This window comes from Oleiphilus sp. HI0043 (assembly GCF_001634935.1).
In genome coordinates this window covers 53,191-74,437 of record NZ_LWEY01001057.1, presented here as the reverse complement: position 1 = coordinate 74,437, position 21,247 = coordinate 53,191, and the positions used below count along the sequence as shown (strand labels likewise).

Annotated in this window: 22 protein-coding genes; 11 read left to right on the top strand and 11 right to left on the bottom strand. The window is 45.4% G+C overall.

From position 1 onward, the window contains the following. Positions 1-186: 186 nt before the first annotated feature. The gene (locus A3729_RS11520; RefSeq protein ID WP_082880432.1) at positions 187-1,080 is read left to right on the top strand and encodes a PP2C family serine/threonine-protein phosphatase; all 894 of its coding nucleotides are present in this window, start codon (positions 187-189) and stop codon (positions 1,078-1,080) included. 128 nt (positions 1,081-1,208) lie between these two features. On the opposite strand, the gene A3729_RS11515 is transcribed toward A3729_RS11520, so the two are convergent. Next, positions 1,209-3,362: a glutamate synthase-related protein gene (locus tag A3729_RS11515; RefSeq protein WP_082880433.1), complete on the bottom strand. Its 2,154-nt coding sequence runs from the start codon at positions 3,360-3,362 to the stop codon at positions 1,209-1,211. Between the two features lie 137 nt (positions 3,363-3,499). Between A3729_RS11515 and A3729_RS11510 the strand changes: the two genes are divergently transcribed. From A3729_RS11510 to A3729_RS11500, 3 genes are all read left to right on the top strand, one after another. Further along, a complete protein-coding gene (locus tag A3729_RS11510) occupies positions 3,500-3,808 on the top strand; it encodes a hypothetical protein (protein WP_068513352.1) in 309 nt (102 codons plus the stop codon). A gap of 42 nt (positions 3,809-3,850) precedes the next feature. Next, positions 3,851-4,483: a peptide-methionine (S)-S-oxide reductase MsrA gene (msrA, locus tag A3729_RS11505; protein ID WP_082870215.1), complete on the top strand. Its 633-nt coding sequence runs from the start codon at positions 3,851-3,853 to the stop codon at positions 4,481-4,483. An 85-nt stretch (positions 4,484-4,568) separates the two neighbouring features. After that, positions 4,569-5,621 carry an aldo/keto reductase gene (locus A3729_RS11500; RefSeq protein WP_068633853.1) on the top strand — a complete coding sequence of 351 codons (1,053 nt, stop codon included), beginning with the start codon at positions 4,569-4,571 and terminating at the stop codon, positions 5,619-5,621. A gap of 12 nt (positions 5,622-5,633) precedes the next feature. Here the strand turns inward: A3729_RS11500 and A3729_RS11495 are convergent, their stop codons facing one another. The 4 genes from A3729_RS11495 to A3729_RS11480 all read right to left on the bottom strand — a co-directional run bounded on the left by A3729_RS11495 (position 5,634) and on the right by A3729_RS11480 (position 8,635). Then, positions 5,634-7,019: an ATP-binding protein gene (locus tag A3729_RS11495; RefSeq protein ID WP_197470236.1), complete on the bottom strand. Its 1,386-nt coding sequence runs from the start codon at positions 7,017-7,019 to the stop codon at positions 5,634-5,636. Positions 7,020-7,040: 21 nt separating this feature from the next. Continuing rightward, positions 7,041-7,718, bottom strand: a complete 678-nt coding sequence (locus A3729_RS11490; protein ID WP_068513365.1) for a response regulator transcription factor — start codon at positions 7,716-7,718, stop codon at positions 7,041-7,043. Between the two features lie 13 nt (positions 7,719-7,731). Next, positions 7,732-7,998, bottom strand: coding sequence for a PepSY domain-containing protein (locus A3729_RS11485; RefSeq protein ID WP_068513369.1), 267 nt, complete (start codon positions 7,996-7,998; stop codon positions 7,732-7,734). 61 nt (positions 7,999-8,059) lie between these two features. Further along, positions 8,060-8,635, bottom strand: a complete 576-nt coding sequence (locus tag A3729_RS11480) for a glycine zipper 2TM domain-containing protein (RefSeq protein ID WP_068509409.1) — start codon at positions 8,633-8,635, stop codon at positions 8,060-8,062. A 266-nt stretch (positions 8,636-8,901) separates the two neighbouring features. On the opposite strand from A3729_RS11480, the gene A3729_RS11475 reads away from it, so the two are divergent. The 4 genes from A3729_RS11475 (at position 8,902) to A3729_RS11460 (ending at position 13,586) form a co-directional block, all read left to right on the top strand. Then, positions 8,902-10,347, top strand: coding sequence for a wax ester/triacylglycerol synthase family O-acyltransferase (locus A3729_RS11475; RefSeq protein ID WP_082880434.1), 1,446 nt, complete (start codon positions 8,902-8,904; stop codon positions 10,345-10,347). A gap of 225 nt (positions 10,348-10,572) precedes the next feature. Further along, positions 10,573-12,228, top strand: coding sequence for a GMC family oxidoreductase (locus A3729_RS11470; protein WP_068513375.1), 1,656 nt, complete (start codon positions 10,573-10,575; stop codon positions 12,226-12,228). Positions 12,229-12,316: 88 nt separating this feature from the next. Continuing rightward, positions 12,317-12,763 (top strand): NUDIX hydrolase, encoded by a 447-nt coding sequence (locus A3729_RS11465; protein ID WP_068513378.1) that lies wholly within the window; start codon positions 12,317-12,319, stop codon positions 12,761-12,763. Between the two features lie 520 nt (positions 12,764-13,283). After that, on the top strand, positions 13,284-13,586 hold the full coding sequence (locus tag A3729_RS11460) for a hypothetical protein (protein ID WP_068511170.1): 303 nt from the start codon (positions 13,284-13,286) through the stop codon (positions 13,584-13,586). Positions 13,587-13,610: 24 nt separating this feature from the next. Here the strand turns inward: A3729_RS11460 and A3729_RS31640 are convergent, their stop codons facing one another. Then, positions 13,611-13,760 (bottom strand): hypothetical protein, encoded by a 150-nt coding sequence (locus A3729_RS31640; RefSeq protein WP_156490768.1) that lies wholly within the window; start codon positions 13,758-13,760, stop codon positions 13,611-13,613. Positions 13,761-13,817: 57 nt separating this feature from the next. Here A3729_RS31640 and A3729_RS11455 point away from each other — a divergent pair, with 57 nt between their 5' ends. The 3 genes from A3729_RS11455 (at position 13,818) to A3729_RS11445 (ending at position 16,854) form a co-directional block, all read left to right on the top strand. Then, on the top strand, positions 13,818-14,432 hold the full coding sequence (locus A3729_RS11455; protein WP_068511171.1) for a helix-turn-helix transcriptional regulator: 615 nt from the start codon (positions 13,818-13,820) through the stop codon (positions 14,430-14,432). Positions 14,433-14,442: 10 nt separating this feature from the next. Further along, positions 14,443-15,474, top strand: coding sequence for a GGDEF domain-containing protein (locus tag A3729_RS11450; RefSeq protein WP_068511173.1), 1,032 nt, complete (start codon positions 14,443-14,445; stop codon positions 15,472-15,474). 543 nt (positions 15,475-16,017) lie between these two features. Then, on the top strand, positions 16,018-16,854 hold the full coding sequence (locus A3729_RS11445; protein WP_068511175.1) for an ABC transporter substrate-binding protein: 837 nt from the start codon (positions 16,018-16,020) through the stop codon (positions 16,852-16,854). Between the two features lies 1 nt (position 16,855). Here the strand turns inward: A3729_RS11445 and A3729_RS11440 are convergent, their stop codons facing one another. The 5 genes from A3729_RS11440 to A3729_RS11420 form a co-directional block, all read right to left on the bottom strand. Further along, positions 16,856-17,338 carry a hypothetical protein gene (locus A3729_RS11440; RefSeq protein WP_068511176.1) on the bottom strand — a complete coding sequence of 161 codons (483 nt, stop codon included), beginning with the start codon at positions 17,336-17,338 and terminating at the stop codon, positions 16,856-16,858. Between the two features lie 8 nt (positions 17,339-17,346). Then, complete coding sequence (locus A3729_RS11435) at positions 17,347-18,651, bottom strand: GGDEF domain-containing protein (RefSeq protein WP_068511178.1); 1,305 nt, start codon at positions 18,649-18,651, stop codon at positions 17,347-17,349. Positions 18,652-18,856: 205 nt separating this feature from the next. Further along, entirely contained in the window at positions 18,857-19,474 is a 618-nt protein-coding gene (locus A3729_RS11430; RefSeq protein ID WP_068633851.1) for an energy transducer TonB, read from the bottom strand. Further along, entirely contained in the window at positions 19,471-19,995 is a 525-nt protein-coding gene (locus A3729_RS11425; protein WP_068511183.1) for a hypothetical protein, read from the bottom strand. Before A3729_RS11425 ends, A3729_RS11430 begins: the two co-directional genes overlap by 4 nt. Beyond that, positions 19,995-21,245: a sialidase family protein gene (locus tag A3729_RS11420; protein WP_068553848.1), complete on the bottom strand. Its 1,251-nt coding sequence runs from the start codon at positions 21,243-21,245 to the stop codon at positions 19,995-19,997. Before A3729_RS11420 ends, A3729_RS11425 begins: the two co-directional genes overlap by 1 nt. Positions 21,246-21,247 lie beyond the last annotated feature (2 nt).

Below are 21,247 nucleotides of genomic sequence, written 5' to 3'. Positions count from 1 at the left end.
TCAGAAAGAAGTCAGGTGACTATTTTTTGATTCCGATTAAGGGTCGTTCGATTATACTTAGCCAGAGCCGACGAATTCGAATCACACCTAAATAGCCTAGTAAATTTAAATTATAGGCTATAGATATTAGTCCTACAGCATGCTTAAATAGGCTTCTACGCAAGGGATAATGCGTTAATAACAAAAATGAAGCCGTGCACTACCTTCTACCCAACAACCATAGCAGCTGACCATGAAAGTCCGAACGCCATCATCACTCCGCCAACCGAGCTAGAATCGGATGATGCGGTTTCTGGCCTGGACATTCTTTCAAACTTTCAACGTTCAGATGTTACTAGCGAACTGAATATCTCGACTATGACTGATAATAACAAAGGACAAGCTATCCCCTTCAACATTCAATCATTTGGTTTCAGTGATGTAGGTAATAAACGAACTCAAAACCAGGATGAAATCCTGGTAAAAGATTCTGATTCATTATGGCTTGTCGCTGACGGTATGGGCGGTCATGTTGATGGCGATAAAGCTAGCCAGGAGATTGTAAGGCAACTATCTGAAAAGGAACTACCAGTAAACCTTTTCTCCAAAGTAGATGCAATTAAACAAACTATACAAAATGTAAACACCGAGATATTTAGCTATGCAAAGGATAATCAACTAACGTGTGGCAGCACGGTTGTACTTCTGGCGCTTGAGAATAACAAATCTACCTTCTTATGGGCTGGGGATAGCAGGCTTTACTTATGGAGACGCGGTGAACTAACTCAATTGTCTTCAGACCACTCAATCTATAACTTATATAAAGAATCAGGTCTACCGACAGAAAACATTCAAAACAATGCAATTACTCGAGCGGTAGGTGTTGATGAGAACATTGATCTGGATATCGGTTTTCTAGACTTGGCTGTGGGCGATAGACTAATGCTGTGCTCCGACGGTCTGCACGACCCGGCTGGAGATGAAGGCATCAAGTATGCTCTATCCCTAGATACCCCGGAAAGTGCTGCGGAGAACTTAAAAAGCACCGTACTCGCGGGTGAGGCTAAAGATAACTTATCAGGTGTTTTTACTTGGCTGTAGCATTATCGATCAAAACTAGCTTCAACTAAAGCCCACACTGACACAGATTCTTGGAAACTAACATGTCAAAGACAAGCCACCTCAAAAAGGTGACATGTTACTAATTCAACTGTTGGGAAAAGGTATCTCTACATGCCACTAAACGGTATACCCGTTAATTCGGCAATCTCCTTTTTCCAAGTCGCAATATCTTGCAGAGTAAACTTACTCAAATGGTCATGGCCACACGCTCTCGCCATCACTTGCATCAAGTGTGTCGAGGATTTAAAGAAGCGTTCAAGCTGCTGTGCAGAGGTGTCAATATCCAGCTTAGCTCTGAGTTCAGGTTTTTGTGTCGCAATGCCTGCCGGACAAAGGTTGGTATTGCACATCCTGGCAGCAACGCAGCCAATAGATTGCAAAGCAGAGTTTGAGATCGCAATGCCATCGGCCCCTAGGCACATTGCTTTGATAAAGTCTGAGGGCACTCGCAAACCACCAGTAATTATTAGCGTGACATCATGACGTTTACGGTCATCCAGGTAGCGCCTAGCGCGTGCCAAGGCTGGCAAAGTAGGCACAGAAATATGATCTCTAAACAAACTCGGTGCTGCACCAGTACCACCACCACGGCCATCGAGAATCAGATAGTCTGCACTGGCTTGCAAGGCAAACTCAATGTCTCTCTCGATATGATTAGCAGATAACTTCATGCCAATGGGGATACCACCCGACACCTCACGAATGCGATCAGCGAAGTGTTTAAAATCTTTAGGGCCATTCATCTCAGGAAAACAAGAAGGCGATATAGCATCCACACCTTCAGCCAAACCTCTTACCTCAGCAACCTTTCCACGCACTTTGGCTCCTGGAAGATGACCTCCGGTACCCGTTTTCGCGCCTTGCCCACACTTAAAGTGGAAGGCCTGAACTTGTTGTAGAACATCTTCAGAGAAGCCGAATTGCGCTGACGCTAATTCATAGAAATAGCGGCTATTCTCGGCCTGTTCCTCAGGCAGCATACCGCCCTCCCCGGAACAAATACCCGTCCCTGCTAATTCCGCCCCTCTTGCTAGTGCGATCTTTGCTTCTTCTGAAAGTGCACCGAAGCTCATATCTGAAACAAATAGTGGGATATCTAATACCAAAGGCTTTTTGGCTTTCGGTCCGATGATCAACTCCGTCCCTACTTTTTCATCTTCCAACAAAGGCTTCGTTGCCATCTGGGCGGTCATGATTTGAATATCATCCCATTCTGGAAGTTGCGTACGGGGTACTCCCATCGCTACCATTTCACCATGGCCACCGGTTTTCTCTAAACCGTCTTGTGCCAAAGCTTTAACCTCTGCCAAGCTTGGCTCTTCGGCGACTTCTTCAGTACCCGTTGGTATAGAGGAGGCTTCCGCAGCAATTGCCCCAGGTTTCGGTAAGTTCTTATGGCTACCATCACAATAAGGCGGGTTCTTGCTATGTTTACACATACACAACCAGGCATCCTGATCTTCATCGACCTTAAATACCTTGGGTTTAAATGAGGTGGAGCGGTGACTACCATCACAGAATGGCTGATTCTTACTCAAGCCACAAGAGCACCAAGCATAGCTTTCACCCGACTTTAATTCGGCTTTGATTGGCTTTCGACCCGCTATATTCGGACTGTTATCTGAGGTTTGAGAGCCGCTAGGAGCAAGCTCAACAACCTGGGCTACAGTGTTATCCTGCTTTATCTCGGCACCTGTCTTTCTTGTCAAAACATTTGCATCAGTGTGATCAAAGGTCTTGCCGTAGATATCCAGCACTGTGGTTTCGGAGTAGCTTAAGGTATCACCTTCAATGGTGACTTCATGACGAAAGGCGATCGTGCGAGCGTTTTTTTGCATAAACGGTGACTGAACAATTCCCCAGTCAGCATCGCCATCTTTGGCTTGTACGAATAGCTTAATTTTTCCCGGTGTACCTGCATTCGAGTCATAGGATCCGCCAGCAAGAAGGCCAACCGCTCTAGGGATTTGTAGCGAGTGCATAACAATTTTCTGTTCAGCGTCCCACATCCAATAGCCAAGCTCATCATGGAAGATCTCGCCATTGCTTTGACGCCGTACAACCTGATGGTAGCGAACAATCGCCAGCGTCTGCTGCTTGGCATTTTCAACATCCCCTACTCGTTCGACAACAATACGTTCAAAGTAAGGGCTATCTTCTTTTTGAGTTCCTGGCAAAGGCGCGACATCCAAACCTTTATCACCTTCCCAGGTACCAATCATCGCTTCCAACGGACCAAAATCGACGCTTTCCTCGCTCATATCATCCTCTCATTTTTGATATTTTTATAAACAGATAAGCCTTCTAAATGTAGTCAACAAAGCTCAAAAAACAACCATCAAGAATGAATCATAAGGTACAATTGGCTAAGCCCGACTAAACAACTGGATTCTCAGCAATGAATACCTATATCCCTATTATTCTTATCATCGTAATCGCCGTATTAATTTTTAAAAGCATGAGCAAACCCGACCCGGCTGCAGAGCAGTGTGCAAAGGATATTATTCAGCTATTAAAGAAAAACCAGGGAGCCAGTGCCGAGGAGATTGCAAAAGTGCTTAAAGCACATAACCGAACTGTGGAAGATGCAGAGAAGGTAACGGTCATCGTCAAAACCAGGCTAGTGCAAGCTCATATCAGGAAAGAGGATCATAATGATGTCATGTTGAGAGTGCGCCAAGCGAAGCAATTACTAGCGACACCCTAAGCCTGCAGTTTAAAATTTCTCACACCAAGCGACGAGATCCCTATGTTTTTTAAGCCCGAAAAAGCCAAAATGATCAAACCCGAAAACGCCTTACCAGGGCGCGATCAGGCAATTAGCATTAGCGCCACCCATACCGTCACTGGCAATTCAATGCTGCCCCCCTTTCCTTCTGGAATTAAACAAGCAATGTTTGGCATGGGCTGTTTTTGGGGCGCCGAACGAAAGTTTTGGTCACTGGCAGGAGTTTATTCTACGGCGGTAGGCTATAGCGCGGGCTTTACGCCCAACCCAAGCTACCAAGAAGTTTGCTCAGGATCGACAGGCCATAATGAAGTGGTATTAGTCGCTTATGATCCGTCCCAAGTATCATACTTAGACTTACTAAAAACATTTTGGGAGGCGCATAACCCAACACAAGGCATGCGCCAAGGTAACGACCAGGGAACACAATACCGTTCAGGCATTTACACCTTCAATGACGAACAAAGCAAACTTGCTAATGAAAGCCTACAACAATACCAAGTAGCGCTAACAGCGCGGGGGTTTAGCGAAATCACTACCGAGATTAAACAAGCCTCTGAGTTTTACTATGCTGAAGAATATCACCAGCAATACCTTGATAAGAATCCCGACGGCTACTGTGGCTTAGGTGGCTGTGGGGTCGAGCTGTTCTAGTAATGCGGTAAAGCCCCTGGAAAAAACACTGTCCGCACCTAAGGAGATCTATTACTATAAGCGAAACTAAATAGAGGCTTGATCAATGAACTATTCAAAACTTGGTAGCAGCGGCATTAATGTTTCACGAGTATGCCTGGGCTCGATGACCTGGGGCACACAAAATACTCAGCGCGATGCCAGTGAGCAAATCGACTTCGCCTTGGCGCAAGGCGTGAACTTCATTGATACAGCAGAGATGTATGCAGTGCCACCTGCAGCCGATACCTATGGCAAAACAGAAAAGATGATAGGTAACTGGCTGGCAGCTAATTCGAGTAAACGAGGTGACATTATTCTGGCCTCAAAGATTGCAGGAAATGGCCTACCTTGGATACGCGGGGGTGGTGACATCACGGGTGAGTCGATTATCACCTCAGTAGACGCATCCTTAAAGCGCCTTAAGACCGACTACATCGACCTCTACCAACTCCATTGGCCCAATCGTACCTCGCCTCACTTCGCCAAACATTTCCCTGGTCGAATTTCTTTTACCGATGTAGACCGTCAGGCACACTCCGATCAAATGCTAGAAATTCTTCAGGCTTTAAATGACTGCATCAAAGCCGGGAAAATTAGACATTGCGGTTTATCAGACGACACACCTTGGGGGATCAATGAGTACTTACGTTTAGCTGAAAAGCACTCGCTTCCCAAGATGGTATCAATACAAAATGAGTTTAATCTACTACATACCAAAGACTGGCCTTACCTGATTGAAAACTGTGTTCACCAGGATGTCGCTTACCTTCCCTGGTCTCCGCTTGGTGGCGGCGTATTAAGCGGTAAATATCTAAATGGAGAAAGGCCTGATGGTAGTCGCTGGAGCATTCCACAACGCAATGGTATTTTACGGGACAAGCCAAATGTCGAGACGGCTGTCAGTGCCTATGCCTCGATTGCTAAGCAACTCGATATCACGCCGGCACAATTGGCATTAGCCTGGTGTAATCAGGTCGATGGTGTCACATCAACAATTATTGGCGCCACCAGTTTGCAGCAGCTGGAAGAAGATATCGAAGCCTTTAAAGTTGAGTTATCCAAAGATGACCTGAAGGCTATTTTCAAAGTACTTAGGGAATACCCTTTGCCTTTCTAGCACAAAAAAGCTCTATAAACCCTGAGAAAAGGCGAGCTCTACACTTAGCCCGCCTAATTCAGAATCAGATAATCTTAGCGTCCCGCCGTAGCTCTCGACAATATCATTTACTACAGCTAAACCTATTCCTTGGCCGGGAATCGTAGTGTCCGCGCGCTGGCCTCGTCTGACGAGCTTTGCCTGCTCAGCTTCACTTATCCCCGGGCCATCATCTTCAATGGTGATCCGTAAGGTATTGTCATGGGCCCTTGCATGAACATTAACCTGCGCCTTTCCGTATTTAAAAGCATTATCGATCAAGTTGCCTAAGAGCTCTATCAGGTCACCTTCATCTCCCCTAAAGACTGCGTCGCCGGAGATATCACAAGCCAAAGTCATCGACTTATCATGATAGACCTTGCCCATGGCTGCACAGATTTTATCGCACAAGGGTTTGACTACTACGGCCTTATTAAACGGGGCTGCCACACCCCCAACGGCGCGTGTTAGCTGGTAGGAAAGTATTTTATCGATGCGCTCATTCTGCTCCTCAATATCCTGGAGCCATGAGGTATTGCGCATATCATCAGGTAGGGAGTTTCCCGCCTGATTCAAGGCGCTGCTAATAATGGCAGAAGGGTTTTTAATGCTATGTGCCAGGTCCGCTAAGGTATTCCGATAGCGTTCTCGCTGATGAGCTTCGTGGGAAATAAGACGATTAATACTATCCGTCATCTCCTGAAGCTCTAAGGGATAATTGCCTTTCAGCGAATCCGACTCACCTTTCTGAATCACACTCAAGTCATGACTTAAAGCAGCAATAGGGCGAAGCCCCCACTTCAGTATCATGAACTGAAGTGCAATGAGTGCCAGCGCTACCGCACTCAACCAAAACCAAAGCGAGGCTCTGTACTCCTCCATTGCTTGGCGATAAGCATCTTGCGTTTCCAAGACAACAAAACGGAAAGGTAAAACACGCTCACCATCTTCCCACTCAACTAAATAATGTAGGTGGAAAAAAGGCACGTCACTAATAGGTAAACGAAGGAATTTTGGGTCTCCCAGGCTTAGCTCACTTACATCATACTCAACCGTGTCCAAGCGTCCTTGAGCGGAGAGAGACTTCCACAAGAGAGCGTTATCTTGATGATTAAAAGCAAAAGCATAGTGATTAGAAAAAGCTTGGTTCAAACGATCATCAGTCACCAGTTCAGGCAACCAAAGCGATTGGGATTCCAGTTCGGCCGATGCAATCAAAGCATAAGCCTGTGTCGTCATTTTTTGATGCTGGGCTTCCAGCAAGCTAGCAGAATAAGCGCGCTCAAGCACCCAAGCCAAGGCACCACAAATAAGGGGTAGCAATAAGACTGAAGCCAACGCCAAGCGCCCTTGTATACTTGTCAGCAGCCAGTTTTTCATCAAGCAAGTCTTCATCAACACTTACTCTGAAGGGTGAAGGAAGCGATAACCCTGCCCTCGCACAGTTTTGATTAAGGAAAGCTTACAAGCCGTTTCAAGTTTCTTTCGAAGACGGCCAACCAAGACCTCTATCACGTTGCTATCCCGGTCGTAGTCTTGCTCATAAAGGTGCTCGGTCAACTCAGCCTTCGAGACTGGTCGCTCAGAATTTAGCAAAAGGTACTCTAGAATATTGAACTCAAAAGCAGTTAAGTCAATCGCGCTATCATTTACTGTGGCTTGCTTGGCCGATAGGTCTATTGTCAGAGTCTCAAACTTTAGCACTGAAGAGGCTTGGCCGCCAAAACGTCTGAGCAAGGCTTTAATACGTGCAAATAACTCTTCGACATGAAAAGGCTTCACCAGGTAGTCATCTGCACCAGCATCCAGGCCTTCAACTTTATCTTGCCAATTTCCGCGAGCAGTCAGTATCAATATAGGGAAGTCCCTCCCCGCTTTTCGCCAACGACGAATCACTTCAACGCCTTCAATTTTTGGCAAACCTAAGTCCACAACCGCCAGGTCGATCGGGAACTCCATTCCCTTATATAAACCTTCTTCACCATCAGCCGCGAGTTCAAGACAATAAGATTGTTGCTTTAAAGCATCTGCCAACTGTTCTCGCAGTTTGTTTTCATCTTCAATCACTAGAAGCTTCATCGTCTAGCTCTCTTTACTTGGCGCCACTGAGCAGCTCACCACTCAGGCTATCGACATGCAACACCCTAACTCGACCCGCTTTAGTTAAAAACTTAACCCGATAGACGCTACCACGGGGCGTTTCTTTGAGCTGAACTTTCAGGACCTTTCCTTCGAACCTTTCCTGAACAAGGGCAATTGCTTGATCTCGACCAATTCTCTCATTCTTTGTCTCTGCGACCAGGTTTGCGGATAAGCACACCAGCAACACGGCGGACAAAAAAAGTTTTACGAGTTTCATAGCAATCACCTTTGCGAACGTTGCCAACTAACGAGGCTTCTTTCGGTGTCACAGCTCCCTTCTAAAAAGGTTCCACCCTGACACGCACTTTTATTTTCTTACCCGGCTTCTGATCCATTCGGGTCTTATATCTTTCACCCTTGTAACGATACCATACATGGTAGCCGAGCACCTTCTCTTCATAGCTTATACGATGCCGGGTTTCGCAGCGCTGTTCATCACGGTAGTGTGACCTTGTTTTATACCGACGACGCTCATTCGAGGCGATATCGCTCCCCACTGAGGCCCCTAATATTGCACCCACAGCCGTACCAATCTTCTTGTTTTTGCTTCGGTGCCCTACAGCATTACCAATTGCGCCACCAATAATACCGCCAAGAATAGTACTAGTATGTGAATGCTCACTTCTAGGATAATCATCATATCGAACCTGTTCAGTCCAACATTCCTCTTCGGGAATTCTTTTTTCAATGGTTTTAATAATCGGCTCCACCTTCACTACGCGAGCAAAGTCGATTGAACGGTGACTCCTTCCACCCGCATAGCTAAGCGAGCTGAATAGCATCGCCACAATAATAAACGCCACCAATACCGTAGGCTGAGGTAGGTAGTTTCTTGAGTAGGTTAATTGTTTCATGTTCATATTCCTCTTTCTTTTTAGAAGGTGGAATAATCTTAAAACACTAAAGCTGAATGAAAGCTGAACAAAGAATATGAATACAAAAATGAAATTTCAGCGTACAAAACACCGAAATATAAAAAATACAATCAATAAAAAATCAATCACTTAAAAAAACAAATAGACACAGATCAAACAAAATCAACATTTGAGTTTACAGTTGTGCGCACAAATGAAAGAATTAGCTAACTCATCCAGCAACGTGTAGCCACCCCGGAGGCACCATGCACAGACTATCCAATCTCGATGCTTCATTTTTACACCTCGAATCTGCCAGATCACCCATGCACATCGGCTGCACGCTGACCTTTTCTCAGCCTAAGAACAAGACAATGACCTTCGAGCAGTTCAAGAGTCATATTCAATCGCATCTGTCGATATCGCCTGTTTTTAGAAAGAAGCTGGCGACACAAATCCTAGACCTTGATCGACCAGCCTGGTTAGACGATGAGAGCTTTGATATTGATCAACACTTGTTCCACACAAGTTTGAAAGGTGAGCTGCACGAACATGACAAAAAGCAGGTTATCAACCAGTTCTTTAGTCGCGCACTAAATCATCACAGGCCTTTGTGGGAAATAATGTATATGGAAAGTGAAAACAAGCCGGATGAGTTTTTTGTCCTGCTGAAGTTTCACCATGCCGCAGTCGATGGTATGTCTGCCGAGCATATTCTCGCTGGCTTACTAAGCCCTAAAAGCGCCCCGCAAGCCGAGCTTACCGATGATTGGAAACCCGAACACCAAGACTTGCCGAGCACCGTTTATGAAATTGGTAGCAAGCACATTCAAAACGCCTATCGCAGCCCACTTAAGGTTTACGGCCTAGCTAAACGTCTGAGTCACTCTATCTTCAGCTCCCAAGCACTTAGAATGCTCGATAAGGAACAGCGTCCTCCGCACTTTTTCACCGCACCTGAAACGCCGTTCAATCAAGCAATCAGTAAAAAGCATTTCTTTGCAAGCGCCCATCTACCGCTCTACAAAGTAAAGGAAATTAGAAAGGCCTACACGGGCAGCACAATCAATGATGTTGTATTAGCAATCTGCTCAGGTGCTCTGCGAAAGAACCTGGAAACAAGCAATGAGCTTCCTGAAGAATCTTTAGTCGCTATGATTCCCGTATCAAAACGAGAAAAGGACGAACAAGGAAGCCCAAAAAGTTCAGGAGGGAACCTAATCTCTCCAATGCTCATATCGCTCGCGACAGACCTCGACAGCCCGAGCTCCCGACTTGGCATGATTCATCAAAATGCCCTTAGAGCCAAAGAGTTTAACTATAAAGTCGCGGTTGAACGAATCATGAAGCATCTTCCCTCGTGGTCTTCTTCCTTAACCATGAAAGCTTATACACGCCTTCGTCTAGCCAATATTCTAAAGCCCGTTTTCAACCTGATTATCACCAATGTACCGGGCCCCAAGGTTCCCTTGTTTCTGAATGGCGCCGAGCTAAAATCTCTTGAAGGCGTTGCACCGATCGTTGATAACATGGCGCTAACTGCTGTGGTCACCAGCTATGTCGATACACTAACAATCAGCCTGACTAGCTGTGAATCGATTGCTGATAAGGTCAGCTTTTTGGCAAGTAATTTCAACGAGGCACTGGACGAGCTATACCAAGAACTGGTACCTGAGAGACCAGAAGCGCCTTCTCCACAACAAGCCGCATAATTACTATCTTGCGAACAGTTATTCCACTCTGGGTTTAGAGCCTAAGGCTGTAAACCCTCTTCTAGTTAAAGAACCTCCCCCTTACTAGCAAGGCTCACAAGTGAGATTTCCCTTTTCAAGCCCCTTCCTATCGTTCAAACTATCTTCAACAAATACACGACCACATTGATAAGCTTGTTCTCAAAACGATGAGCTTATTTGATAATAATAAGAGGCGCACACCACATGGACTCACTGACTTTCGATTACGTCATCATTGGCGCTGGTTCTGCGGGCAGCGTATTAGCTCAGCGTTTATCCCAAGAAGGTGATAAAACCGTGCTTGTGCTGGAAGCCGGGCCGCGAGATAAAAGCCCGATGATCAAGGTTCCCGGGGCTTTTGCTTACTTCATGTATAGTAAGAAATATAACTGGCGCTACGAGTCTGAGCCGGTTGCCGATATACGTAACGGGCAGCCTCTATTTTGTCCTCGCGGAAAAACTCTCGGCGGCAGCAGTGCTGTCAATGCCATGGTTTATATTCGCGGTCACAAATCAGACTACGATACCTGGGAAGCACAAGGAAACCCTGGCTGGAGCTTTGATGACATGCTGCCCTACTTCAAAAAATCAGAAACCAACGAGCGCGGTGCCAGTGACTATCATGGTGGAGAAGGCCCTATCTATGTCTCTGACACGCAAAACACTTACCCGCTTAACGAGTGTTTTTTGGCTGCAAGTGAGCAAGCAGGATACCCTCTAACAGAAGATTTCAACGGACCACAATTTGAAGGCGCGGGCTATTATCAATTTACCATCAAAGATGGCGAGCGCTGCGGCGTTTCACGCGCCTATTTAAAGCCGGCCATGACAAGGCAAAACCTCTTTGTTGAATGCGAGGCCTTTGTCGATAAAATTCTCATCGAGAACAAAGTCGCAACAGGGGTCGAGTTTACTCAACAAGGTGAAAAGCATACCGTCCATGCACGTAAAGAAGTGCTGTTGTGCGGCGGCGCCTTCAACTCTCCTCAAACGCTTATGCTTTCAGGTATCGGCGATAAAGAGGAGCTTCAACAACATGGTATCGAAGTGATACAGGATTTGCCCGGCGTCGGAAAGAACCTGCAGGAACATGTTGATGCCTGTGTTTTGGTGAAAAGCAAAAAGAAGGATGGTTTCTCGACAAGCCCCGGCGGACTGCTAAAAATGCTACCCGACACTCTTAAATATCTGCGCGACAAGCAAGGCAATCTGGCGAACTCAATTACCCAGGCGGGCGCCTTTTTGAAGTCTAGCCCCGAGGTAAAGGTACCAGACATTCAGATGCACTTTGTTCCCTTACTCTTTGACGACTGCGGGCGCGATTTAAAACTCCTGTCTAGCCATGGCTACTCTCTTCACGTTTGCGTCCTTCGCCCTAAAAGCCGAGGCAAACTCAGCTTAAAATCAGCAGACCCAAGAGAGCCAATCAAAATCGACTTCAACTTTTTCTCCGACCCTGAGGATGCAAAAGTATTAGTCAACGGCATTCGGGTTGCTCGGAAAATATTAGCAAGCCCAGCCTTTGATGGGCATCGTGGCGAAGAGTTGCACCCAGGTAATAACATCCAATCAGATGAGGCACTTTTGAAGAAGTGTAAAGAACGGCTAGGCTTGGTATATCACCCTAGCGGCACCTGCAAAATGGGCAATGACCCTATGGCTGTCGTAGACAGTGAGCTGAAAGTTCATGGTATTAAAAAGTTGCGAGTAATCGACGGCTCAGCAATGCCGACTCTGGTTAGCGGTAATACGAACGCCCCCATTATCGCGATGGCAGAAAAGGCCGCCGAGATGATCTTGCAAGCTAAAACACAGTCTACTTTCCATATACAAGAGAAGGAACTTGAGACAACTAAATAAGTCTTTCTCAGTATTTTGAAATGTTCAGCTCACTGATAAGATATCCGCTTTACTGGCACACCGACTATATAAAGGATTTAACACAATCATGACCTGGACACCCCATGCAACCGTCGCCACGCTTGTCGAGCGAGATGGCAAGCTGTTACTCGTTGAAGAACGCTCTCATGGGAAAACCGTATTCAACCAACCTGCCGGTCATATAGAGCAAGGTGAAAGCATACAAGAAGCCGCTATTCGAGAAACGTTGGAAGAGACCGGCTGGCGCGTCAAGCTCACGGGATTTATTGGCTTATATACCTATACCGCCCCACAAAATGGCGTATGTTATTACCGCTTTTGCTTTGCCGCCGAAGCACTTGAAAAAGAGAGCGATAAGCTCGATAAAGATATTATTGCTGCTCATTGGTTGAGCATGGATGAGATACGAGCACTAGAAGATAAACTCCGCAGCCCGCTCGTACTAAAGTGTTTTGATGACTACTTCCAAAAAGACCACCTAGCACTCGATACCATATATGAGTACACGACCTAAGCAGTCGTCAAAACAAGAATTATATAAAAAACAGCGTTTTTCTCTTAAGCTTATCTCAAGATAGTTTTTTTGATCGGAATAGAAACAATGGGGCCGCGTCCTTGCGAAAACTGAATCTAGCGCTTGAAAAAACACTAAATAATAATGAGAAAACTTTTGCACAAGGCCAGCTTAACATTCAGGCCAAACAAGAGCTGTAAATGCGATGCGCAAAAGTAAAAGGCTTGCCTAACTAGTGACTGGCCCAGAACACCGTTGCTAATCCGTGCAAACAGTGCTCAGGCAAGCCAAGTACTACTATACGTAGAATATATTCTTAATCGAACCCGTCTGGGTCTTGACAATTCTCCGCCCAAATGGCGACCCAGGAATTTTTTTCTAATTCAATGCCAATTCTGTGAACTAGCGCTTATTAAACTGGAAATCTACTCAGGAATTCCGTTACTATCTTTACAACTTAAAGATCTCTCAAGCGCTTAAATCTAGATCGCTCAGCAGTTATAGGTCTCGTGGCATAGCAATGAACTACAACAATAAAATTGTCGACCTTGTCGCTCATATATATGAATCGGTCGCTTACGACGATGTATGGGAAGAGGTTATCAGCGATATCTGCGATGCAATTGAAGCGCTGGGCGGCTATCTAACGATTACTGATAGGAAGTCCCAGCAACTTAGTATCGTTGCTAATCGATTTAACGACAAAACTATCGAGTCATATAGCGAAGAATACGCCCCCCTTGATGAACGCAGACTAAGCGTCGAAGACATGTCTACCAGTTCAATCAAAAAAGGCTCAGAGCTATTAGATAGCCAAAGCTAACGCTCTTCTAAAGTCTATCAGGAGCTATTCCGTGAAAATGATTGCTTCCATAGTATCAGCACCTGCTTTTATCGAGATACCCAGTTCATTGCCAGCATCACCTTTTACCGCCCAGATACTCAGCAGGATTTTGATAACCAAACAAAGAAAATTCTCGGCATCTTTGTACCACACCTAACGCGCGCTTTTACCATATCCACCCAAACCAAACTTGCCCAGCTACAAAGCCAGGTGCAAGAGCAGCTAAAAAGTAGTACTGAAGCTGCTATTTTTTTGGTGATGGAGAATTATGTCTCCAAACCTATGAACGCCCGGGCAGAAGAGTTTGCAAAATCGAGTGAGGTGCTCACCTTAAAACATGACCGCCTCGCACTGAAGAACCCTGCCGCCAACAAGCGGCTACAGCACCTTGTCATGCAATGCATTCTTGCTTCGCAGGGAATAGATTTGTTTCCAGGAGGCTTCATTCGTTTAGATGCATACGTTGGTGGAGGCAATGAATGGCATATTGGTGTTACGCCCTACCGAAAGTCTGCGCATGAAAATAAGATATGGAAAGCGAAAGGTTCACTCGTGGTGATGCGTCCTGTCGAGAAAGACAGCTTTGAGAAGCTCAATCTAGTCCTGGCTGACTTTTATGGCCTGACCGCCTCCGAGACACAAGTTCTCAGCAAGGTGATATCTGGGCTATCAGGCTCAGAAATCGCCGAAGAGCTCAAGCTCACTAAAGAGTGCGTTCGCTCTCGCTTGAAAAAGATATACCAAAAAACAGGTGTATCGAATCAAGTTCAGTTAACACACAATATACTGGAAGGCCCCTACAAACTGGCCAACATGTTAGGATAAACAAACAGGCATGAAGCAAAATAAGGCATCTACACAGCAATCAGAAGTTCTTAGTACCAAGCTAGGCACACAATATCGTAAGCGAATCGTTATTAGCGTGTCACTGGTCGGCGTGATTGTATCCTTATGCTATTCAGCTATTTTATGGACTCAATACCAACAAGCGCTGAGCAGCTTTACAGATTTCCTATATGCGCTCTGCTATGCCGGAACATTCTACTGGGTCAGGCAGGAGAAGTTTGTCCTTTCCGCCTATTGGTTGATACTCATTGCCAGCCTGCAAGTTACCTTGGGGAGTATATTCTTTGTCGGCGCTGAAACGGGCTTCCAACTCTATTTCCTAAGCCTCCCGGTCGTGGTCTACTTTCTGCTCAATGACCAGGAAAAATGGAAAAAGCTTGCTGTCATGCTTTATGGTTGCTTGTGCTTTTGCGCGGCCCATACACTACGAGTCGAAACTTACATGGCCCCCATTCCGCCCTCCATCGCACAAGGAGTTTTTATCGGAAACGCGCTAATTGTTTTTCTTATTGTTGTTAGCGCCGTAAAGTTCTTTTCTGATGAGATGCTAAATGCCTATAACGAGCAGCAAAAGTTCGTGCTCACTGACAATTTAACCGGTATTGCAAATCTTCGCTTCGTTCAACAATACGCATCGCAACTACTCTCGCAAGCCGACCGCTATGGCCACCCTATTAGCTTGATCCATTTTGATATCAACCACTTTAGCCAGATTAATACCGAACAGGGACTAGATGCAGGCAACCGCAGCCTGGAGTTTATCGCCCAGCTAGTAAAAAATGATATTAGAGATGCTGACATCATTGCCCGTATAGGTGGCGATGAATTTGTCATCATCTTGCCAGAGAGCAACGCACAAGATGCCAAGCAAGTCGCTGAGCGACTGAGTCAACTCATTAAAAGCCGTAGCTATGAACTTAAGGAAAGCAATGTAAGCTTTTCTGCTAATTTTGGTATCAGCTATTGCGATAGTAGTAATATGAAAAGCATCGACGACTTGATTAGAGAAGCAAGCAGTTAGCACCGTTTTACAAGAGAGTACTGCGGAATAAATCGCTCTGCGATGTCAGGTGTTTTTGATTGAGCTTAAATTTCAGACAAAAAAAAGCGGCGAAAGGTGCCGAACTACCTAATCGCCGCGTTCACTAATAGGGCTTGTAGGGAGGCCCTAATCGGAAAAAGTTATCACAACACAAGTTTAGAAAGGAGCTAAGCAAAAAGGCCTGAAGTTTTTTGCTTAACGCCGTTCGTCTTGATGATTCAAATAATAGGGCTTAGCCGGGCTTAGTTTGATCACCCGAAGGGCTTAGCCCCCGGCGTACCGACCTCAAAACATGACACGCATCACAGTTTTTTCGTCTTTTTAATACTTTTAGGCTAAGTTTTTCTCTTGGAACAAGGTTTAAGCAAAGGCAACGAAGCCGGCTTAATCCCAATAACAATAGTCATCCTTGAATTTAGGCTTGATGGGTGCAATCCAAGCACCATGGTCTAAACTAATGCCTTATAGCCCCCATAAGAAGTCATGGCGCCGTTCATAAGCCACGTTATCGGAAGACTGGAAATGATAAAAATTAGCCGAAATAGACACTCAATCGCTTCGGCACTCATCGTAGTCAGTATGATGCTTGGCTTTAGCGCCTTATCTCAGGCTCATCAAGAGAAAGGCAAGCCTGTCTCATTTAATAGTTATCCTCCTGTCGCTTACATCAACGAAACCACACAAGAAATTGATGGCCCGGTGGCCGCTCTGGTTAAGGCGGTTAATAAGAAGCTAATGCGAGACACCACCTTTCAATTTAACCCCTTGCCCCGAATGTTTGTTGAACTAGAAGCGCATCGTGCGGACGCTGCATTCAATATGAGCTATAACACAGAGCGAGCCAAGAAATGGCACTACAGCTTGCCCGTTCATGTAGTGAACTATGGTCTGTTTGTTAAAAAAGATAACCCTTTAGACTACAGCTCGCGTCAGCAGTTAAGCGGTTTAACCATCGCCACCTATGGCCCGACCAACATGTCGAAAAAGGTCGAGAAATTCGCAAAGAAAATCCCTGGGGCTCGTGTTGTCATAGAGAACGACTTTGAGCATGTGTTTAAAATGCTCGAAGCTGATCGCTTTGGTAAACGTGGGGTGGTCTATGTACCGGATGTCGTCGGCTTTGATACGATCAAAGAGTTCAAGCTGCAGAATGTGCGTTATGCAGGGCCAGATATTAAGAACTTATATTATGTGATTTTTGTCAAAGAAACAGTTTCTAAAGAGTATGTCGATGCCTTTAACCAGGTCTTGCTAACCTTTCACCGTGACGGCACCATGACGGATATTTACGCACGATACAATGGCTCTGTTACCGCGAACGTGCCTGCCATCGAAGATATGGTCGTTCCCGGGCACTAAACTAGCTAATACTTTCGACTAGATAGCGCTTATCACCAAGCTCTACTTCGTCCTCGAGATAGGCGCCAAACAAAGCCTTTCCCAGCGGCGCGAGCTTACTCAAAAGCAACACCTGGCGGCCATTAAAATCGACTATAAGGCCCCCTGCAACAGGCGAAAGAAACACTTCACTAGCAGCCTCGTCGCGACCAGTGCCGAGCTCTCTCAGTCCAATTAAGGTACCAAATTGAATTGCATCGTCTTCACCAAAGTTCTTTGGCTTTAAGCGTTCAAATGTTTTAAGTGCGTTTTCTGCTTCAGCCATCCGGCGAGCCTGCCCTTCGGCCAAATAAGAAGCTTCCAGCCCAAGCGTATCATATTTGTTCTCGGCAACATTCTCTTCGTGCGTTGCCGTTTCATAAGCTTGTTTAGCAGCAGAGTACGCAATATCATAACGCGATTTTAGTGCACTAATTATTTGTACATGCAGAAGCTCTTTATCCATCGCAATAACTATAATTCCGCCTGTCCACTATCGTAGATAAAATGCTGGTTACGTCCGTTTTCCTTGGCGTGGTATAGCGCTTTATCCGCTCTCGCGATTAATGCTCCAATGCCTTCATCCGCCATCATCATTTCTGCAATTCCAACCGATACAGTCACTTTAATATTATGACCTTCAAACTCAAATAATTGACCTTCAACCACATCAATTATGTTTTGCGCAACCGTCACAGCATCTTCAGAGGAGGTATTCTCTAACAAGATCGCAAACTCTTCTCCTCCAAAGCGAGCGAAGATATCGCTTTCACGCAATAACTGGCCAACAAGCAAAGTAAACTTAACCAAGACCTCGTCACCAGCCGCATGCCCGTATTCGTCATTGATATGCTTAAAGTGGTCCAAATCCAAAGCCAGAAGGGATAAGGGATGCTTATTGCGCAAGGCTAAAGCCCGATATTTTTCAGCCAGAACAAAGAACTTTCGACGATTATAGATTGAGGTAAGCGGGTCGGTACTCGCATAAAAACTTAGCTGCTGATTCGCCAACTCCAGTTCGTGAGTTCTCTCATGAACTTTCCGCTCTAACTCTCGATGGTAGCTTTGCTGCGCATCAACAAATTCCTGCTTCTGTTGCTGTAAGGTTTCGAGCATCTGGTTATAGCTATTCTCTAGAGACTGTAGCTCATCATCATGTTCCAGGCCAAGGTTAAGACGACGTTTATCAAGACTATCAAAATCCATACTATGCAATTCACCTACAAACTTTTGCATAGGTTTATAGAGCATTACTTTAAAGACCCATAAAAACAGGCACCAAAGAATAATACTTTTCATCAAAGCATTAATTGCAATAATTAAGAAGCCGAATTTCACACGATCAAATACCACCTGACTATCAGACAAAAAGGTTACTTTTGCCAAATAAACGTACTGATCGTTCAGGGTGCTTTGCAGAATGTCGAAGCTATATTCAAAGCTGCCTGCATCAACCTCCCCTACATTTAGACTTCCAGGAATAAGGGACTCTCCTTTTCCGTTCTCAATTTTCAAACCCGTCACGAAGGGCAACTGAAGAATTCCGTTAGCAATAGAAGAAAGTTGTTTCTCATTGACCGCCCAAAGTGCAGTGCGGAGCGCGGGTGTAAAGGTTCCTTCGATTTCCTTCAACTCAGATTTCACCACATCTTTTGTATGATGGTATTCCGAATAAGCATGAGCAAACGTCATGATAAGCGTAATGCTGAAATAGATAAGAAAAATGCGCTTTAGCAGCCGTAAAGCAATTGAATCAAATGAGAAAAGATTTGAAGCCATACCTACCCTGTACATCTCAAACTACATCGCACCGAGCGTAAACCAGAGGCGACTATTCAACAGAATTCTGTTCAGCCCCCTGTCCCTGATAAGGCCGCTAAATAAACCCTATTGAGTGTAGTTCAAAGACAGCTATTTTGTAAGATTTTTAAACCCTACAATGAAAGCGGTTAAGCAGAAGCGTTTTGGGCAGCCTCCTTCTACGCTACATTCGAAGGCTGTAGTTTAGTGCGACCGTAAAGGTCCACTCTGCACGGGTAGACTCTTTTGGAAAAGGTGGGAAAGTGTCGACCTTCTTTAGCGATGCCAGTGAAGCTTGTTTGAAGAGTTTATGTCCACGCGAGTCGATGACTTTAATGACTTTTAAATCGCCATTTGCCAAGAGCGTGAATTCAATCGTCACCTCACCCTCTCTACGCATTCTTTTGAGGCGCTTCGGATAAAATTTCTGTGCCTCAATAAGCTTAAACAGCTCCTGTTTATAGGCAAGTATCGATTCACCTTCTAAACCCAGGCTTTGCGCTTGCAAAACGGTTTCAGATGGAAAGCTAAAGTGTTCATTCTCTGATCGATTTTCTGGCTTTGGCTCTGGCTCTGGCTTTGGCTTTGGCTTTGGCTTTGGCTTTGGCTTTGGCTTTGGCTTTGGCTTTGCAGCAACATGGTGATGACTAATCACAAGCGCTGGACGCAGCAATGGCTTATCCACATTAACAGTATCTAGGCTAACACCACCAGACACGGTAAGAAAAACGGCCAACATCATTCCGCAATGAACAAGCACTGACACGATAACGGTAATACGTATAGGCTTGGAAGTTGTCATGGTGAATCGGTACTTTCCGGTGCAGAGTTCGCATGAATTAAAGCCAACCACTGTTCCAACATTGCTTTTGTCAACATGCCGCTATGTGCAACCCGCTGCCCGCGAGCGGAGTAAATATAGGCTCTGGGCAATTCACCATACCAGCCTGGATCGATGTTATAGCGAAGACGTTCAGGTAAATCGCCATTGAAAAGCCAATGCTCATACTCAAGAAGCGCTTCGTTTGCTATTAAAGCTTCAATATCTGTCTGGTATTCCATATCGTCCGTTGAAACTAGCAACAAGTGCTTATTCAGGCCTTGCCCTGTTAATTCCTTTAGAAGTTTTAATTCTTTTAGACAAGGAGGACACTCGATTGACCATAGCAGTAATATAAATGCCTCTCCCTTACGAGATTCTTCAATGGCAATCAGACTATCCGCTGAAAAGGGCTTTATATTCGCATTTGCCTGAAGCGAAGCGCTCCACCCTATAACTATTAAACCCCATATAAACACAGCTAGTTTTTTCACGCTTATCATTACTCTACCCTAATCCAGCGTAAGCCTTCAGCCTGTGTATGCCACATAGCATGAATTCGGCCCTTCACTTCAATCAGGTCAGGGTGATCTGAGTCATGAGTGGTACTTGCGATTACCTTTTCTTTTAGCCAGTCTTTTCCTAAGTTCACGGACTGACGTAAGATCAAATCGAGACCTTGTCCGTTGTAGCGTTTCCATAGTAGGAACACATTCGAATCTTGCACTATGACCTGTGGACGACTCGCACCTGGGAGTGAATCAATCGAAATTGTGTCTAAGGCCCTTCCTTCAGAAAAGTTATAGCGACCGTACACCAAACCTTTATGTTTATCCCCTTGTGTAAACCAGACAATATGTGCGCGGTCATCACGATCAAAAGACATATCAGGACCATGGTGAGGACAGCCTTCAATCACCCAGTTATCTATAGCCGCTTTAGCTGGATGAGCGTTCTGCATAGACTTCCAGTCTTTGACATAGGCAATAGCATGGTCTCGAATGCTGCCTGGGAATACATGCCGCCATAAGATCGCTACATCTTGGTTCGAATCATTTGCTAGGGCCAAACGACAACATTCACAACTATGATCAACCCACTTTTTATCGGGCTGAAAGCTAGCGCCTACATCGTCAGAGTAGGTGAAATATATCGATCCCCCTAAGTAGTCTTGATTCCTGTCACGAGCGGCTTTTTTATCTCGTTTATCAATCCAGAATAAATATAAACGCCCTGTACCATCCATCAGCATCGCATCAAAACGATGACCGATTAGTGCTTTGTCATTGTTGATCGTAATCGGTTCAGAAAAATTTTGACCGCCATCGAGTGAACGAGCAAAACGCACATCCCCCGAATAGCGCCCAGGCGTCTTATGCGTCCATGAGATAAAGATCTCTTGTTGTTTTCCCAACAGGATCTTTGGCCTATTCTCGCCATCATCATAAATCGCTTCAGGTCGCCGATTAACAGCAATAGGAGGCGTATAGCTGCGCCCTTCATCTGATGATGAAGATAAGTAGATATGGCCATTCTGAGAGAAGACCACATACACTTTATCCTTACCCTCGGCATACGATGGAGCGCGTCCACAATGCACAGATGGAAGTGCCATACCTTGACACTCAGGCAGCAAACTGTTTTTCATTGCTCCATGCTTTTTTGCTGCCTCTGCATCTTGGTTGCAGGTCAATAAGAGTGCAAGCAAAAGGCACAGTATGAAAAAAATACCTGAGCGTTCTTTAGTCATCATGT